General features: G+C 66.1%; 13 protein-coding genes. 9 read left to right on the forward strand and 4 right to left on the reverse strand.

What is annotated here, in order from left to right; all coding sequences use genetic code 11:
- Positions 1–6: 6 nt before the first annotated feature.
- The 8 genes from B4920_RS15980 (at position 7) to pabB (ending at position 13,763) form a co-directional block, all read left to right on the forward strand.
- Entirely contained in the window at positions 7–5,682 is a 5,676-nt protein-coding gene (locus B4920_RS15980; RefSeq protein ID WP_079435627.1) for a DUF4347 domain-containing protein, read from the forward strand.
- 40 nt (positions 5,683–5,722) lie between these two features.
- Positions 5,723–6,511 carry a hypothetical protein gene (locus B4920_RS15985; protein ID WP_079435628.1) on the forward strand — a complete coding sequence of 263 codons (789 nt, stop codon included), beginning with the start codon at positions 5,723–5,725 and terminating at the stop codon, positions 6,509–6,511.
- 196 nt (positions 6,512–6,707) lie between these two features.
- Positions 6,708–7,796 carry a GTP 3',8-cyclase MoaA gene (moaA, locus tag B4920_RS15990; RefSeq protein WP_079435629.1) on the forward strand — a complete coding sequence of 363 codons (1,089 nt, stop codon included), beginning with the start codon at positions 6,708–6,710 and terminating at the stop codon, positions 7,794–7,796.
- A gap of 1 nt (position 7,797) precedes the next feature.
- A complete protein-coding gene (gene mobA, locus B4920_RS15995; RefSeq protein WP_079435630.1) occupies positions 7,798–8,403 on the forward strand; it encodes a molybdenum cofactor guanylyltransferase MobA in 606 nt (201 codons plus the stop codon).
- Positions 8,400–9,674, forward strand: a complete 1,275-nt coding sequence (gene glp / locus B4920_RS16000; RefSeq protein WP_079435631.1) for a gephyrin-like molybdotransferase Glp — start codon at positions 8,400–8,402, stop codon at positions 9,672–9,674. The genes mobA and glp overlap by 4 nt, the downstream gene beginning before the upstream one ends.
- Before the next feature lie 117 nt (positions 9,675–9,791).
- Positions 9,792–10,703 carry a hypothetical protein gene (locus B4920_RS16005; RefSeq protein WP_079435632.1) on the forward strand — a complete coding sequence of 304 codons (912 nt, stop codon included), beginning with the start codon at positions 9,792–9,794 and terminating at the stop codon, positions 10,701–10,703.
- Between the two features lie 50 nt (positions 10,704–10,753).
- Complete coding sequence (ppk2, locus tag B4920_RS16010) at positions 10,754–11,893, forward strand: polyphosphate kinase 2 (RefSeq protein ID WP_079435633.1); 1,140 nt, start codon at positions 10,754–10,756, stop codon at positions 11,891–11,893.
- 97 nt (positions 11,894–11,990) lie between these two features.
- Positions 11,991–13,763 carry an aminodeoxychorismate synthase component I gene (gene pabB, locus B4920_RS16015; RefSeq protein ID WP_254050961.1) on the forward strand — a complete coding sequence of 591 codons (1,773 nt, stop codon included), beginning with the start codon at positions 11,991–11,993 and terminating at the stop codon, positions 13,761–13,763.
- A gap of 44 nt (positions 13,764–13,807) precedes the next feature.
- Here the strand turns inward: pabB and B4920_RS16020 are convergent, their stop codons facing one another.
- Genes B4920_RS16020 through B4920_RS16030 form a run of 4 tightly spaced genes read right to left on the reverse strand, consistent with a single transcriptional unit; the run spans position 13,808 to position 15,958 of the window.
- Positions 13,808–14,536 (reverse strand): hypothetical protein, encoded by a 729-nt coding sequence (locus B4920_RS16020; protein WP_079435634.1) that lies wholly within the window; start codon positions 14,534–14,536, stop codon positions 13,808–13,810.
- Positions 14,533–15,192 (reverse strand): ParA family partition ATPase, encoded by a 660-nt coding sequence (gene parA, locus B4920_RS16025; protein ID WP_079435635.1) that lies wholly within the window; start codon positions 15,190–15,192, stop codon positions 14,533–14,535. The genes B4920_RS16020 and parA overlap by 4 nt, the downstream gene beginning before the upstream one ends.
- Positions 15,174–15,551 carry a hypothetical protein gene (locus tag B4920_RS28840; RefSeq protein ID WP_139379525.1) on the reverse strand — a complete coding sequence of 126 codons (378 nt, stop codon included), beginning with the start codon at positions 15,549–15,551 and terminating at the stop codon, positions 15,174–15,176. The genes parA and B4920_RS28840 overlap by 19 nt, the downstream gene beginning before the upstream one ends.
- 29 nt (positions 15,552–15,580) lie before the next feature.
- Entirely contained in the window at positions 15,581–15,958 is a 378-nt protein-coding gene (locus B4920_RS16030; RefSeq protein ID WP_079435636.1) for a hypothetical protein, read from the reverse strand.
- A 215-nt stretch (positions 15,959–16,173) separates the two neighbouring features.
- Between B4920_RS16030 and B4920_RS16035 the strand changes: the two genes are divergently transcribed.
- Positions 16,174–17,457, forward strand: coding sequence for an O-acetylhomoserine aminocarboxypropyltransferase/cysteine synthase family protein (locus tag B4920_RS16035; RefSeq protein WP_079435637.1), 1,284 nt, complete (start codon positions 16,174–16,176; stop codon positions 17,455–17,457).
- Positions 17,458–17,496: the final 39 nt, after the last annotated feature.

Below are 17,496 nucleotides of genomic sequence, written 5' to 3' on the forward strand. Positions count from 1 at the left end.
CACCCCATGACCGAGAGCACCTCACCGATCCGCGAAGTCGTCATCGTCGACGCCAGCGTCAGCGACTGGAAAACCCTGACCGCCGGCATCAACCCGAACATCCCGGTCATCCTGCTGCCGTCCGGTGGCAACGGCCTGGAGTCGATTGCCGACGCCCTGTCGAGCTACGGCACCCTCGACGCGGTGCACCTGGTCAGCCACGGCGGCACCGGCCGTCTCAGCCTGGGCGACCTGCAACTGACCAGCAATAACCTGGCGGCCCAGTCCGACGCTCTGAGCGCCATCGCCAGCCACCTGACCCCGGACAGCGACCTGCTGCTCTACGGCTGCTCCGTCGCCGCTGGCGACAACGGGCACGCCTTCGTCGATGCACTCTCCAGCGCACTGAACGGCGCCGACATCACCGCCTCCACCGACCGCACCGGCCCGCTGAGCCTGGGCGGCGACTGGGATCTAGAATATGCGGTTGGCAACATCGAGACGGTACTGCCGTTTACGGTGCAGGGGATGCAGGGGATTGATGAGTGTTTGGGGTGTGTGGGTAATCAGTACTACACAAACGGGGGTATGCCTGATCCTAGCAAGGACTCCCAATGCTCGGGAGACTCAACAGCCCCCACCGTCAACTCCATCAGTTCCTCGAATTCAGCCAGCGCGACATCCGCGACCTTCTCCGTCGTGTTCTCCGAAAGTGTCCAGAACGTTAATGCATCCGACTTCACTCTGGTTACTTCGGGTTCGGCGAGCGGAACGATTTCAAGCTTGAGTGGCTCGGGCTCCACTTACTCACTGATAGTCAATTCGATCACAGGAAGCGGGACAATTCAGATCAATCTGAAGTCCAGCGGCACAGGAATCCAGGACACGTCATCTAACCACAATGCAATTTCGGGCGGCTTCACCGGCACAGCCCACACGGTAACTATCGCTGCCGCCCCCACCCTAACGAGCGCCACCTACGATGCCAGCACTGGCACGCTCGTTGTCACCGGCGCCAACATGACCACCGGTGACACCATCGACGTCAGCAAACTCACTCTCACCGGAGAAGGCGGCACCACCCGCACCCTCACATCCGGCAATGTCACAGCCAGCAGCTCAACCGCGTTCTCTGTCACACTGAATGCGACCGATCAGGCCGCCGTGCAGCTCATCCTCAACAAGAACGGCACCACGTCTACAAGTGGCACGAACTTTAATCTGGCGGGGGCCGCGAACTGGGATAGCACAGCGTCTGCCGCTGCCGATCTCACAGGGAACGGCGTCACCGTCAGCAACGTCGCCGTCCCCACCATCACCAGCGCCACCTACGATGCCAACACGGGAGCGCTGGTCGTCACCGGAACCGGCTTCCTGTCGAAGTCCGGCGCCACCAACGACATCGTCGCCAACAAGTTCTCCTTCACCGGCGAAGGCGGCAGCACTTACACGCTGACCGACTCCAGCAACGTCGAGATCACCAGCGGCACCAGCTTCACGCTGAGCCTGTCCGCCACCGACAAGGCGGCCATCAACCAGGTTCTCAACAAGAACGGCACCAGTTCCAGCAGCGGTACCACCTACAACCTGGCTGCCGCCGAGGACTGGGCCGCCGGCGCCGATGCCGCCGTGGTCGTCGCCGACACCACCAGCAACGGCATCACCGTCAGCAACGTTGCCGCACCGACCATCACCAGTGCCACCTATAACGCCAGCACGGGGACACTGGTCGTCACCGGCACCGGCTTCCTGTCGAGCGCTGGCGCCACCAACGACATCGTCGCCAACAAGTTCACCCTGACCGGCGAAGGCGGCAGCACCTACACGCTGACTGACTCCAGCAACGTCGAGATCACCAGCGGCACCAGCTTCACGCTGAGCCTGTCCGCCACCGACAAGGCGGCCATCAACCAGGTTCTCAACAAGAACGGCACCAGTTCCAGCGGCGGCACAACCTACAACCTGGCTGCCGCCGAAGACTGGGCCGCCGGCGCCGATGCCGCCGTGGTCGTCGCCGACACCACCGGCAACGGCATCACCGTCAGCAACGTTGCCGTCCCCACCATCACCAGCGCCACCTACGATGCCAGCACGGGGGCGCTGGTCGTCACCGGAACCGGCTTCCTGAAGCTCTCCGGCGCCACCAACGACATCGTCGCCAACAAGTTCACCTTCACCGGCGAAGGCGGCAGCACTTACACGCTGACCGACTCCAGCAACGTCGAGATCACCAGCGGCACCAGCTTCACGCTGAGCCTGTCCGCCACCGACAAGTCTACCCTCAACCAGATCATCAATAAGAACGGTACCAGTTCCAGCGGCGCTACCACGTACAACCTGGCCGCCGCCGAGGATTGGGCCGCCGGCGCCGATGCTGCCGTGGTAGTCGCCGACACCACCGGCAACGGCATCACTGTCAGCAACGTCGCCGTCCCCGCCATCACCAGCACCACCTACGATGCCAACACGGGAGAGCTGGTCGTCACCGGAACCGGCTTCCTGAAGCTCTCCGGCGCCACCAACGACATCGTCGCCAACAAGTTCACCTTCACCGGCGAAGGCGGCAGCACCTACACGCTGACCGACTCCAGCAACGTCGACATCACCAGCGGCACCAGCTTCACGCTGACGCTGTCGGCCACCGACAAGGCGGCCATCAACGAGCTCCTCAACAAGAACGGCACCAGCTCCACCGATTCCACCACCTACAATCTGGCAGCCGCAGAGGATTGGGCCGCTGGCGCAGACGCTGCCGTTTTCGTCGCCGACGCAACCGGCAACGGCATCACCGTCTCGAATTACAACGCCCTCCCCACCATCGCCAACCTGAACGCCGACAGCGTCACGTGGGCAGGCGTTGGCAATACGGTCGTACTCGATGCGGGTACCAATACGTCCTTGAATGACGCCGAGCTTTCCGCCCTCAACGGCGGCAACGGCGACTGGGCGGGCGGCAGCCTGACGGTGCAGCACACCGGCGCGGCCGTCTCCGCCGACGTCTTCGACTTCAATACTTCCGGGGCCCCATTCACGGTCAGCGGCAGCAACCTGCAAGCAGGTGGCCTCACCTTCGCCACCTTCTCCAATGGCGCGGGTGTACTCACCATCAACTTCACCAGCTCGGGTACGGCGGCCACAACGGAGCTTGTCAATGCCGTTGCCCAGAGCATTCTCTACCGCAACGACACTCCCGCGGGTGATGCGAACCTGCGCTTCACGCTCAGCGACGGCACAGGTTCAACCACCGCCGACGTCACGGTGAACAGCGACACCATCTACGTCACCAACACCACCGACACGGCCACCATCGACGTCAGCAATGGCGTCAGCTTCAGCGAGGCGGTGGCAATTGCTGCGGCTGACAACACCGGCAGCCAGACGCTGATACTGGGTAGCGCCTTTGCCAGTACAGGTACGACACTGGCTGGCAATGTGTCGATCAGTGAAAGCCTGACGGTCAATACCGATGCGGTAGACAGCGGTACGACGCTGGCCGGCAACCAAATCACGCTTGGCAGCGGGACCGTGCTCACCGTAACCAACCAAGCGGGCAAGACAAGCACGATCAGCAGCGTCCTGGCTGGCAGTGGCGGACTGACAAAAACAGGTGCAGGCACCCTCACCCTGTCCGGGGCCAACACCTATACGGGCACTACGACGGTGTCGGCCGGCGGCCTGACCACGGGCACAGCCAACGTGATTGCCGACACCAGTGCCGTCAGCGTGGCCTCGGGCGCCACCCTGACCCTCGGCGGCAACGAGACGGTCGGCTCCCTCGCCGGGGCCGGCACCGTCGCGCTGGGCGCCAACACCCTGACCACCGGGGGCGGCAACGCCTCCACGACCTTCTCCGGTGTGATCAGCGGCTCCGGCGGAGTCACCAAGACTGGCGCCGGCACCTTCACCCTGTTGGGCTCCAACACCTACATCGGCACCACGAGCGTCTCGAGTGGCACGCTGTCGATTGCGGCTGACGCCAACCTAGGGGCGGGCACCGTATCACTAGCCTCTGGCACAGCCCTGGATATCACCGACACGACGACCGTCGACAATGCGCTCGATCTTTCCGGAGCGGGCTATGCCACGCTCGATGTCGCAACTGGCCGTACCGCAACGCTTTCTGGTCAGATTTCTGGCGCGCAAAAGCTCTACCTGTCCCAAGCCGGAACCGTGGTTCTATCCAACACCGGCAACGAGGCTGCGTGGTCCGGTGACATCGAAGTCCGCCAGGGCACCCTGTCGGTAGCCAGCGATGACGCCCTGAGCAGTGGCAGCCTCCAGCTCAACAACGGCGCCTTCAGCATTTCCGGCACCACCACCATCGACAATGCCATCCAGCTATTGAACAGTGCCACCGTCCAGACCTCGGACAACGTCACGCTGTCCGGGGCCATTACTAACGGTGGCGGGCTGACCAAGGCGGGCAGCGGCTCCATCACGCTCGCCCACAGCGGTATCGTCGCCGATGCGGGTGCGACCACCGTCACTGCGGGCACTCTGGCCCTACAGGGGGATGCCAACAACACCCTGACGGGCTACGACGGCCAGATCACGGTGAGCAGCGGCGCCAGCCTCGCCGGCTCCGACTGGCTGAACGACACGCTGACGATTGCCTCCGGCGGCAAGCTGACCCTTGGCGTCACGGGCACCAACGACGGCGTCGGCCACTTCACAATCGACAGCGGCGCCAATCTCGTGGTGGGTGGCACGCTGGAAATGAACGCCGCCGGCGCCTCGAGCTATGACCAGATCGTGGTGCAGAATGGCGCCGTAACGCTGACCGGCAGTACGCTGAGCTTCACGCTGAAGACCGGCTATGTACCCACCGTCGGCGACCACCTGACCCTCATCGACAACCAGGGCAGTTCGGCGGTCGTCGGGACCTTCAGCGGTTTGGCCGAGGGCAGCACGCTCACGGCGGGTGGCGCGTCCTTCCAGATCAGCTATGTCGGCGGCACCGGCAACGACGTGGTATTGACGCGCCTTGCCCCGCCCGCAGATCCCCCGACGCCAACGGTGCCGACCCCGCAGCCCCCCCCGGTCGAGCAGGACAACGACGGCGTATCCCCGACCATCGAAGACGCCGCACCTGGCCTGCCCATTTCGAGCGGGAACAACACGCCGGTCGCCGGCGATGGCAACGGGGACGGGATCAAGGACAGCACCCAGTCCCAGGTCACTTCGGTGGTTTTCCTGAACACGCCCACCGCCGTTTCCAAGCCGGCAACGGCCCAGCCGGTCTATGTGACCCTCGTGGCGAGCAGTCAGGATGGCAAGGTCGACACCAGTACGCCGGCGGCGAGTGCCACCACCCTCAACAACGTCAAGCAGCTCGATGCACCGACCGATCTGCCGAGTGCCATCACGATGCCACTGGGCCTGATCAGTTTCAGCGCCAACGTCGGCGCGGCCAGCACGACCGAGAGCTTCAGCCTGTATGTGGATCCCACGCTGGGGGTCAATGGCTACTGGAAGAAAAACGCCGCCGGCACCTGGGTCAACCTGGCCAGCGAGGCCTATGGCGGCAAGACGGTCAACGAAGGCGGCAAGCTGCGCCTGGACTTCCAGCTCAAGGACGGCGGCGAATTCGATGCCGACGGCAGGGCCGATGGCGTCATCACCGATCCGGGGGCCGCGGCATACATGCAGCTATCCATCGTTGGCATTCAAGCCGACCAGCCGGCCAGCGGCTTCTGGTTCTGAAGCGCGGCCTCGTACATCCATGACTTCCCGGTTTTTGCCCATGAAGACGACACGCTCCCGTTCCGGCCTGTTCCGCCACCTCGCCCTGGCCCTTGGCACGTCCGCCCTGCTGGCGGCCTGCGGAGGGGGTGGCGGAGGCGGCTCCAGCACAACGCCCACTCCCACTCCCACACCCACACCGCCCCCCACACCGACCGGCCTGGACACCTCGGCGCTGCAGGGCCGCTGGAACACCACCAGCGGGACGAACGCCTTCACGGCCATCATCCTTCCCGGCGCCAGCAACACCGCCACCGCCTGGGTGCTGGCCCAGAACCTGTCGCAACTGAACGTCCTCGGCATCGACAGCCAGGCGGCGGTCAGCGGAAAAATCTACGCACTCAGCGGCAGCACGGCGCCGGTCGCTGTCAGCGGCAGCGTGCAGGCCAGCCTCAGCACATCGCCCAAGACGCTCAGCGTCAGCGGCCTCGGCACCACCGCACTGGCCTTGACCCAGCAGGATGCGCTGGCCACGCCTGCCGTCCAGGCCGACATCGTCGGCACCTGGAATGGCAGCGCGGGCGGCGGCACCCAGACCCTGAGCTGGTCGGTCTCGGCAGGCAGCGGCGCCATTGCGGGCGTGTCCACGACGGGCTGCACCTACACGGGCACCTTGAGCGCGCAGACGAGCGCCAGCGCCTACACGGCCCACTTCGTCGAGAGCTGCCCCGGCAGCACGCTCACCACCTTCGACGGCATTGCCACGCTGAATGGCGACAAGTCCCGCCTGACGGTGGTCGGCCTCACGATCGACCAGAGCAAGGCCATCGTCCTGCCGCTGAACAAATAGCCTCTCGCCCTGCCCCATCCGTAGGCGACGTGCCGCATCGCGCCGCCTACGGGTTATCCCTCCTGTCGGCCGGGTTGTCCTTCCCCGCCGCGCCCCCCATAATTTTTACAAGGCGCCCGGCGCCTTGCCCCAGAACAAGGCCACAGGCCAATGGACGCCGTATAACGGCGCCTGCCCGTATCCGTCCCGCACAGAGATGAACCAGAGAGTCATTCCCCTCGCCGACGAGCGCCTGCTCCGGCAACTGCCGACGATCCCGCGGGAGCTCGCTGCCCCCACCGGCCAGCTGCTCGACAGCCGTGGCCGGGCGGTACGGGATCTGCGCATCTCGGTCACCGACCGCTGCAACTTCCGCTGCGTGTACTGCATGCCGAAGGCGGTGTTCGACAAGGACTACGCCTTCCTGCCGCGGGAATCCCTGCTGTCCTTCGAAGAGATCACCCGCCTGGCCCGCCTGTTCGCCGCCCACGGCGTCAGCAAGATCCGCCTGACCGGCGGCGAGCCGCTGTTGCGCCGCAACCTGGAGCAACTCATCGCCCAGTTGGCCGCCATACCGGGCATCGAGGTCACGCTCACCACCAACGGCGTGCTGTTGCCCAAGAAGGCGGCGGCGCTCAAGGCCGCCGGCCTGCAGCGCGTCACGGTCAGCCTGGACTCCCTCGACGACGCCGTCTTCCGCGCCATGAACGACATGGACGTGCCCGTCGCCGACGTGCTGAAGGGCATCGACGCCGCCACGGCCGCCGGGCTCGGGCCGATCAAGATCAACATGGTCGTCAAGCGCGGCCTCAACGACCACGAAATCCTGCCCCTGGCCCGCCATTTCCGCGGCAGCGGCCACATCCTGCGGTTCATCGAATTCATGGACGTGGGCAGTTCCAACGGCTGGCGCATGGACGACGTGGTGCCGTCGGCCGAAGTCGTCCGGCGCATCCACGCCGAATTCCCGCTGGAGCCGATCGATCCCAACTACACCGGCGAGGTGGCCGAGCGCTGGCGCTACAAGGACGGCGGTGGCGAGATCGGCGTGATCTCATCGGTCACCCAGGCCTTCTGCTCCACCTGTACGCGGGCCCGCCTGTCCACCGAGGGGCGCCTGTACACCTGCCTGTTCGCCCAGAGCGGCCACGACCTGCGCACGCTGCTGCGCAATGGCCGCAGCGACGCCGAAGTGTCGGCCGCCATCGGCCACATCTGGCAGGGCCGCGGCGACCGTTACTCGGAGATCCGCAGCGCCGAAACGGCCGCCCTGCGCAAGATCGAGATGTCCTACATCGGGGGCTGAGATGGATGTGCCCAGCAGGGACGACATCACCGGCCTGATCCTCGCCGGTGGACTGGGGCGCCGCATGGGCGGCGTCGACAAGGGGCTGGTTCTGCTCGACGGGCGCCCCCTGGCCGCCCACGTGCTGGCCCGTCTGGCCCCACAGGTCGGAGCCCTCGTCATCAATGCCAACCGCAATGGGGAGGCCTACGCGCAGCTGGGTGCGGCCGTCATCCCCGACCTGCGCGACGACTTCGCCGGTCCGCTGGCCGGGCTGGAAACCGGGCTGGCGGCCTGTCAGACGCCCTACCTGGTCTGCGCCCCGTGCGATTCCCCCTTCCTGCCCGCCGATCTGGTGCCACGCCTGGCCGAAGCCCTCGCCACGGGGCAGGCCAGCATCGCCGTTGCCCGCACCGGCGAACAGTTGCATCCTGTCTTCGCGCTGATGCGCCGCGACGTGCTGCCCGACCTGCAGGCCTTCCTGCACGCCGGCGGGCGCCGCATGGAGAGCTGGCTGCAACGCCTGTGCTGGGTGGCCTGCGCCTTCGATGACGAAGCCGAGGCCTTCGCCAACATCAACACAACGGACGAACTCCGCGCCCACCATCCAGGAGATTTCCCGCAGTGACATCCCTGAGCCAGCAATTCACCTGCCACGACGCCTACGACCCCAACGCCCTGCCGGTCGCCCTGGGTCGCCAATTGATCCTCGACGCGGTAGCGCCGATCGAAGGCGTCGAACACCTGCCGCTGCGCGAAGCCCTCGGCCGCGTCCTCGCCGAAGCGGTCGTCTCGCCGATCGACGTCCCCGCCCACGACAACTCGGCGATGGATGGCTACGGACTGCGCGGCGCGGACCTGCACAACGACAGCCCGACGACGCTGCAGGTCATCGGCAGCGCCTACGCCGGCCGCCCCTTCCCGCGGGCCGTCGGCCCCGGCGAAGCGGTCCGCATCATGACCGGCGCCCCGCTGCCCGCAGGCGTGGACACCGTGGTGATGCAGGAAATCGTCGCCAGCCTCGACGATCAGGTCACGATCCCGGCCGGCCAGCACACGGGTCAGAACGTGCGCAAGGCCGGCGAGGACCTGCGCGCCGGCGTCCCCGCGCTGGCCGCCGGCAAGCTGCTGCGCCCGGCCGAACTGGGCCTGATCGCCTCCCTCGGCATCAGCGAGGTCAGCGTAAGGCGGCGCCTGCGGGTCGCCATCTTCTCCACCGGCGACGAGCTCGTCCCGCTCGGCACCATCGCCCGCGAAGGGGAAATCTTCGACAGCAACCGGTACACGCTGTTCGGCATGCTCACCCGCCTCGGCGTGGAGGTCATCGACCTGGGCGTGGTGCGCGACGACCCGCTGGCCCTGGAAGGCTGCTTCCGCGAAGCCGCCTCGATCGCCGACGTGGTCATCACCAGCGGCGGCGTATCGGTGGGCGAAGCGGACTTCACCCGCAGCATGATGGACAAGCTCGGTGAAGTGCTGTTCTGGAAGATCGCCATGAAGCCCGGCCGGCCGATGGCTTTCGGGCGCATCGGCGCCGGCGGCGACGCCGCCTGGCTGTTCGGCCTGCCCGGCAATCCGGTCGCCGTGATGGTCACTTTCTACCAGTTCGCCCGTCCGGCCCTGCTCCGCCTGGCCGGCGTCGAGACCCCGGGCGAAGCACCCGAGCTGCGCGCGCTGTGCACCGTGTCGATCCGCAAGGGCCGCGGCCGCACCGAATTCCTGCGCGGCGTGCTTTATGCGGAAGACGGCGAATGGAAGGTCAGGACTACCGGCGCCCAGGGTTCGGGCATCCTGCGCTCGATGACCGACGCCAACTGTTTCATCGTGCTGGGCCCTGAACAGGGCGACGTGGCCGCTGGCGACGACGTGACTGTCCAGATTCTGGACGGTCTGGTCTGAACCGTGACCCAGGAGACAGGAAATTGCAGACGGGTTACATCCGGCACGTCTTTCTAGTGCAAAATTTCACCTTTAGCAGTTTTAAGACTGTCCCCATATGACTGCCAAGAGCGGACCATGAACACCAACGTTCCCGAAGGCACCAAGCAGATCGTCGACGGACGTGAACGGGTCTTTTACTCCGGTTACTGGGTCAAGACCTACGAAGTACCCGAAGACACCCTCCAGGCCAAGCGCAAGCTGATCGGCGCCCTCACCCGGCGCCTGTTCAACCACGTGGAGCACGGGCTCAACATCCCGGGCAGCCGCCTGAACGAAGCCCGTAAGAGCTACGAGGACGAAACCAACGAGGATCGGCGGCGGGTCAAAGGCGCCATGCTCGCCGGCGCCCTGTTCAACCGGGCAGCGGACATCTTCACCAAGCTGGTCGAACTGCAGAGCGTCGGCATCGAGATCCAGTCCGACAACGCGCTGATGCGCGAATGCGGGCGCTGCCTGCAGGAAGCCCTGGGCCTCGGCCGGCTGGTGCTGCACCGTTCCGGCGAGGAAGGGATCGACGAGCTGTGGGGCGAACCCTTCAAGGCCTTCTCGATCCCGCTGGAAGACTTCTACGAGAGCCGCTACGTCAAGATCGGCATGACCCTGCGGGACATCGACCGGATTGCCGATGCGATGGCCGACAGCTTCGAACCCCTCCCCTGTTTCACGGGCATCGCGCCCCACGTCCGCGCCTTTGCCCGGGCCGCCCAGGTCAAGACCGAAACCCTGCGCACCGACCCGGACATCTTCGACATCTGGACCAGCTTCGTCACCGCAGCCGAACGCCTGTGCGGCCATTTCAATGAGGCCGCACTGCCCACCAACATGGAAGAGCAACACGTGGTCGGCGACGGACGCCTGCTGCTCCAGCAAGGGCGCGACCTGGTGAGCTACATCACCCGGGCACGGACGCCGATGCCCAAGAGCACCGCCGACTACATCGAGCGCTGCAAGGCCTACGCCGAACGCTGCGCCCGTCTGGCGGGCTGAACGCCCCGAACGCTCAGCCTCACCCTCATTCGTTCGAAGAAGATACGGCCATGACCGACCAGAACAACAACGCCTCCCGTTCCTCCGGCAAGAGCGCCCGGCGGGTTTCGGCAGGCGACATTGCTCCAGGCAGCACCCCTGCCGGGGTTGAACGCTTCGTCGTCGATGAAGCCGTCGAAGCCGCCCGGGACGCCAAGGCCAGCGCGGTGAGCGACATCGTCGCCACACTGGCCAAGCACGACGCCCACAGCATCGCCGAAACGCTGCAGGCCATCATGGCCGGCGCATCCCCCGACGACGCCGCGATCCTGCGCAACGCGCTGCTTGCCGAAGACGAAGCCGTTTACAAGAAGCTGCCCTCCCACCCGGACGACGAACTCGCCGACGGCTGGCGCGAAGGCGGCTACCCCTACAAGAACCTGATGTCCCGCAAGGCCTATGAGAAGCAGAAGTACCGCCTGCAGGTGGAACTGCTCAAGCTGCAGGCCTGGGTCAAGGAGACCGGCCAGCGGGTCGTGATCCTCTTCGAAGGGCGTGACGCAGCCGGCAAGGGCGGCACCATCAAGCGTTTCATGGAGCACCTCAATCCCCGCGGCGCCCACGTCGTCGCCCTGGAAAAGCCCAGCGAGGCCGAACGTGGCCAATGGTATTTCCAGCGCTACGTGCAGCACCTGCCCACCGCCGGCGAGATCGCCCTGTTCGACCGCTCCTGGTACAACCGGGCCGGCGTCGAGCGCGTGATGGGCTTCTGCTCCCAGGACGAATACCTCGAGTTCATGCGCCAGACCCCGGAATTCGAGCGCCATCTGGTGCGCAGCGGCGTACACCTGATCAAGTTCTGGTTCTCGGTGAGCCAGCAGGAGCAGCGCCGCCGCTTCAAGGAGCGCGAGACCCATCCGCTCAAGCAGTGGAAGCTCAGCCCGGTGGACCTCGCGTCCCTCGACAAGTGGGACGACTACACCAAGGCCAAGGAAGCCATGTTCTTCCACACCGACACCGCCGATGCCCCCTGGACGGTGATCAAGTCGGACTGCAAGAAGCGCGCGCGCCTCAACGCGATGCGCTACGTGCTGCACAAGCTGCCCTACGCCAACAAGGATCTGGAGCATATCGGCTCGCTGGACCCCCTGCTGGTCGGCCGTGCCCACGTAGTCTACGAACGCGGCGAACACGCCAGCCCGCTGCTTTAAGAAACCGCAATACCCGCCCTGCCCGCCGTACCGGCAGGGGCAGGGAGTAGTCCTTCACGCTTCTGCACGACGTGCCGCGGCGCAGTAGACTCGGCCCGTGCCCATCGAATCCAAGCTTTCCCCCTTCGCCTTCTTCGACAACAACCTCGACGCCGACGGCCAGCGGGGCGCCTGGCTGCTGACCGGGCTTGTCGAGGAAGTCATCTGCGACGACGCCGGCAATTGGCGGGACTGTCTGCAGCGCCTCGACGAGGCCGCCCGCAACGGCGCCTGGGTCGCCGTGGCCGCCGCCTACGAACTCGGCTACGCCATCGAAGCGCGGCTGCGCCCACGGCGACCAGCGGGCTCGGGGCCACTGCTGCAGGCCTGGATCTTCGAACACGGCGAGTGGCTGGACAGCGCCGCCTGCGAAAAGTGGCTGAGTGCCCAGGCCGGTGATGCCCCTGGCGGCGTCGGCGCACTGCAGGCCGATATCGCCGAAACGGCCTATCTCGAGAACATCGAGCGCATCCGCCGCTACATCGCCGACGGCGACTGCTACCAGGTCAATTACACCTTCCCGTTCAGCGGCCAGGCCTACGGTGCCCCGGCCGCCCTGTACCAGTCGCTGCGCGCCGCCCAGCCGGTACGCTACGGCGCCTTCATCCGCCATACCGGCGGCAGCATCCTGTCCCGCTCGCCGGAGTTGTTCCTGGAGCGCAGCGGCACGACCCTCAGCAGCCTGCCGATGAAGGGCACCGCGCCGCGCCAGGCAGACCCAGCCACCCTCAGCACCTCCGAGAAGGATCGCGCCGAGAACGTGATGATCGTGGACCTGATCCGCAACGACATGGGCCGGCTGGCCCCCGCCGGCGGCGTGCGGGTGGACGAACTGTTCCACGTCGAGCCCTACCCGACGGTCTGGCAGATGATCTCCCGCGTCGTCGCCGAGCCGGTTGCCGCCGGGCTGCCGGAGATCTTCCGCGCCCTGTTCCCCTGTGGCTCGATCACTGGCGCACCGAAGATCCGCGCGATGGAGATCATCCGCGAACTGGAACCCAGCCCCCGCGGCATATATTGCGGCGCGCTGGGCTTCATCCGCCCCGGCGGCGATTTCCGCCTGAGTGTGCCGATCCGCACACTGCTCGTGGATACGGACGGCCAGGCGAAGCTCAATGTGGGGAGCGGGGTCGTCTACGACTCCAGCCCGGCCGGGGAGTGGGCGGAATGCCATCTCAAGGCGCGTTTCCTGACCGCCCTGCCGACACCGCTGCGGCTGATCGAGACCCTGCGCTATGCGCCGGCGGAGGCGGAAGCCTTCCCTTTCCTGGCCGAACACCGGGAACGCCTGTCGGCTTCCGCCCGCTGGTTCGGTTTCCCCTTCGATCCCGATGCCTTCCGCGATACGCTCGCCACCGTCGGTGGCGACGCGCCGCTGAGGGTGCGCGTGACCCTCGGCCAAGGCGGGGATTTCCGCCTGGAAACCGCCCCGCTCAGCGCCGGCGCGCCTGCCGATGCACCGACGGTGGTGCTGTCGCCGCATCGGGTACGCAGCGATGATCCGCTGCTGCGCCACAAGACCACCGCCCGCCGGCTCTACGACCAGGAACTCGCCCGGGTCATGGCGGACGGAAACTTCGACGCCCTGTTCCTCAATGAACGGGGCGAACTGACCGAAGGCGCCCGCAGCAACCTGTTCGTACAGAAAAACGGGGAACTGCTGACGCCACCGCAGGACGCGGGACTGCTCAACGGCGTGCTACGGCGCCGCCTGCTGCGGAAAGGGCTGGCTCGGGAAGCCACGCTGACCGTCGCCGATCTTCACCAGGCCGAAGCCCTCTTCGTCGGCAACGGCCTGCGCGGACTGCTTCGGGTACATCTCACTCCGTAGGGGCGAGTGAATTCGCCCGACAGTCCGCGGTCCGCTCAGCCCACTTACTTGGCGCTCTTGCCCTTCGGCACCACGGACAGGCGCTCCACCAGCCCACGGGTGCTGGCCGGGGACTCCTTCAGCAGCAGTTGCACGCCGGCACGCAGCAGTTCGGACTTGGTGCAGATCCGGCCGGCCTTGGCCAGCGTCTCGCGGAGGGTCTTGAGCTGGGCGTGCTCGCTCTTCGGCATCGAGAAGGAATCGCGCACGACCTTCTCGCGGCTGGCCTTGACAGGCTTTTCGGCCTTCGCCGGCTTGTCCGCCTTCGGTGCCTTGGCCTGCTTCGGCGCCTTGTCGACCTTTTCGGCCACCTTCTCAACCTTCGCAGGCTTCTCGGCCTTCACCGGCTTGGCCTTCTTGACGGGCGCAGCAGCCGGCGCGTCAATCGCCACGGCGACCGGCGTGGCCTCTGCCTTGGTCTTGACCGCAGGCGCCTTCGCCACCTTGGCCGCCGGCGCCCGCTTGACCGGGGCAGACTTCACAGTCCGTGCCGGCTTCGCCGCAACCTTCGCAGCGGGCTCGGTGGGCGCCGGTGCTGCGGCAGGCTCCACGGGCGCAGGGGGCGCAACTTCGGGCGTGCTCTCCACAACCGGGGCCGGAGCGGCCTGGACTGGCTCGCTCACCGCCACGGCGTCCGCCTTCACGGGGGCTGCGGACTCCGGCAGACGGGTTTCGAGGGATTCGGTTTCCTGCTGCAGCGTGGAACGCAGCGCAGATTTGACCTTGCTGTTCATAGTTTCTCTCCTGTGAGTTTCAAGACTTCCGCAACCAGTTTGTCCACCTCCCGGGCCGCCTCCGAACCGGCACGACCGAGCTGATACACCGTGCCGCCGATCACTGCACTCTGCGCGAAGGCATTGCGCTGCGACAGGGCTGCACCGAGTACCGGCAAGGTGAAATCGCGCATCACCTCGAGGACATCCCAGGCAAGGTTGGTGCGCAGGACGCGGTTCGGCACCAGGGCGGCCTTGAGCCCCTTGCGGCTGGCCTGCACCTGCAGGATCAGACGCTCGACACCCTTGGTGGACCACAGGTCGGCCGGGCTCGGGACCACCGGCACCAGCGCCACATCGGCCTCCTGAAGCGCCGCCAGCGTGGCGGGATGCTCGATGGACGGCGGACAGTCGAGCAGCACGATGTCTGCGCTGCGGGCCATCTGCTTGAGCACCGCACGCAGGCCGCCGGGCAGCACGTCCAGCTTCGACACCTGCGCCGGAAAACCCTCGGTCGCGGCCTGGGCCCAGCGCAGGGCGGTCTCCTGCGGGTCGAGATCGATGATGGCGACCCTGCGTCCACTACGTGCGAGCCCACCGGCCAATTGCATCGTGAGCGTCGACTTGCCCGCCCCACCCTTCTGGGACAGGACGGTAATCACCCTTGACTTGGCCACTCCACCCCCTGATTGCGTAATACCGTATTATTCTTGCGCGAATGGAATCGATTGGCAAGTCGGAACACCGACGGCAACATGTACAGACGCACGACGGGCGTCTCCTGCACGCCGCAGGCGACCGTTTGACGAGGAAGGGGAAAAAGGGCTGAGAGCACAGTGCCCAGCAGGGCGACATCACCATATTGGCCGTCGATGCCATCGCCTGCCGCCACCGGATCGCCGGACCGGCATTGAGAGCGCATTGTGCCGGCCTGGGCGGAGCGGCCCTGCAGGCATTGCAATGCCTGCCTGCCGGGCAGCAGCAGAGCTGCAACCCGGTATTCGAAGTTATCGCACGGGTCGCCTACGACCCGCACATCAAGGGATTACTCGACGCAGGCCTCGCCTAGCATGCCTGCGGCACCAGGCACCGGGGGGCCACGAAACCCGCACGTGCCGGCGTCCCCCGGCCGTTGCAGACGCGCAGGCCCCGCGTGCTCAGGCGCATGCACTGCACTCCGGAAGCACTCGGCAGATCGACTGCGTCACCGTCCTCCACCTTGTCGATGCGCAGCAGTTCGAGAAAGCGCCGGGCCGCCTCCCGGCAATCGAAGATCGTCAGGCGGCCATCGTTGGCGCACAGCCAGCGGTCGTTCAGGGTGATCCCCAGGCAGCTATGGCAACCGCCGGTGAGGGTGTGCAGGCGAATCCGCACCTGCCCCAGCAGGGACAGCCGGGCAGCCGCCAGTTCGAGCCAGGTGGCGTGACGTTTCTTGGTATCCATGTAAGTCTCCTCCTCCATCTTTTTTATTGGCATCCGCCGGCCCGGCAAGACCCACGCCAGACAAGGCGGTGCAGGAAATATTATCCACAAACGCCAGGCTCCCTGCGAGGTGGCAATTCCCGCAATGACCACCGGGAAAACCCGGAGTGGATAAACGGCGTATCATTCGGCGGCCTGATGCAAGTGCGCCTTCAAAAAATACGGAGAAAAACACAATGAAACTGGAAACCCTTGCCGTACATGGCGGCTACAGCCCGGACCCGACCACCAAGGCAGTGGCCGTGCCGATCTACCAGACCACTTCATATGCGTTCGACGACACCCAGCACGGTGCCGACCTGTTCGACCTGAAGGTGGCAGGCAACATCTACACCCGCATCATGAACCCCACCCAGGCGGTGCTCGAAGCCCGCGTGGCGGCGATGGAAGGCGGTATTGCCGGCCTGGCCCTGGCGTCCGGCATGGCCGCCATCAGTTACGCGATCCAGACCATCGCCGAGGCTGGCGACAACATCGTGTCGGCTTCCACGCTGTACGGCGGCACCTACAACCTGTTCGCCCACACGCTGCCGCAGATCGGCATCCATGTGCGCTTTGCCGACTACCGCGACCCTGCCTCCTTTGCACCGCTGATCGACGAGCGAACCAAGGCCATCTACTGTGAATCGGTCGGCAATCCGCTGGGCAACATCACCGACTTCGAGGCGCTGGCGGCCATCGCCCACGCCCACGGCATTCCGCTGATCGTGGACAACACGGTCCCGTCGCCCTACCTCTGTCGCCCGATCGAACACGGCGCCGACATCGTGGTGCACTCGCTCACCAAGTACCTGGGCGGCCACGGCAATTCCATCGGCGGCATCATCGTCGACAGCGGCAAGTTCCCGTGGGCAGAGCACAAGGAACGCTTCCGCCGCCTCAATGAGCCCGACGTGTCCTACCACGGCGTGGTGTATACCGAAGCGCTCGGCCCGGCCGCGTACATTGGCCGTGCGCGGGTCGTGCCGCTGCGCAACATGGGCGCCGCAATCAGCCCCTTCAACGCCTTCCTGATCCTGCAGGGCATCGAAACCCTGGCGCTGCGCATGGACCGCATCTGCGACAACACCCAGAAGGTGGCCGAGTTCCTGAAGGGCCATGCCAAGGTGGCCTGGGTCAATTACGCCGGCCTGCCGGAACACCCCGACTACGAGCTGGTCCGGAAATACATGGGCGGCCGCGCCTCCGGCATCCTCAACTTCGGCGTGAAGAGCCCCGACGGCGACGGCAAGGCCGCCGGCGGACGTTTCCAGGACGCCCTCAAGCTGGTGACGCGCCTCGTCAATATCGGCGACAGCAAGAGCCTGGCCTGCCACCCGGCGTCCACCACCCACCGCCAGCTGTCGCCGGAAGAAATGATCAAGGCCGGCGTCTCCGAGGACATGGTGCGCCTGTCCATCGGCATCGAGCACATCGACGACATCCTGGCCGATCTGGACCAGGCCCTGGCCGCGGTCTGAGCTCCGGTCGCAACAGCCGGCTCCCTGCACCAGGCAGGG

This window comes from Zoogloea sp. LCSB751 (assembly GCF_002028455.1).
Taxonomy (GTDB): domain Bacteria; phylum Pseudomonadota; class Gammaproteobacteria; order Burkholderiales; family Rhodocyclaceae; genus Zoogloea.

What these genes read in the sequence shown, in the direction of transcription:
- B4920_RS15980 (WP_079435627.1), top strand. Translation starts at nt 7, where the DNA reads ATGACCGAGAGCACCTCACCGATCCGCGAAGTCGTCATCGTCGACGCC.
- B4920_RS15985 (WP_079435628.1), top strand. Translation starts at nt 5,723, where the DNA reads ATGAAGACGACACGCTCCCGTTCCGGCCTGTTCCGCCACCTCGCCCTG.
- moaA (WP_079435629.1), top strand. Translation starts at nt 6,708, where the DNA reads ATGAACCAGAGAGTCATTCCCCTCGCCGACGAGCGCCTGCTCCGGCAA.
- mobA (WP_079435630.1), top strand. Translation starts at nt 7,798, where the DNA reads ATGGATGTGCCCAGCAGGGACGACATCACCGGCCTGATCCTCGCCGGT.
- B4920_RS16005 (WP_079435632.1), top strand. Translation starts at nt 9,792, where the DNA reads ATGAACACCAACGTTCCCGAAGGCACCAAGCAGATCGTCGACGGACGT.
- ppk2 (WP_079435633.1), top strand. Translation starts at nt 10,754, where the DNA reads ATGACCGACCAGAACAACAACGCCTCCCGTTCCTCCGGCAAGAGCGCC.
- B4920_RS16020 (WP_079435634.1), bottom strand. Translation starts at nt 14,536, where the DNA reads ATGAACAGCAAGGTCAAATCTGCGCTGCGTTCCACGCTGCAGCAGGAA.
- B4920_RS16030 (WP_079435636.1), bottom strand. Translation starts at nt 15,958, where the DNA reads ATGGATACCAAGAAACGTCACGCCACCTGGCTCGAACTGGCGGCTGCC.
- B4920_RS16035 (WP_079435637.1), top strand. Translation starts at nt 16,174, where the DNA reads ATGAAACTGGAAACCCTTGCCGTACATGGCGGCTACAGCCCGGACCCG.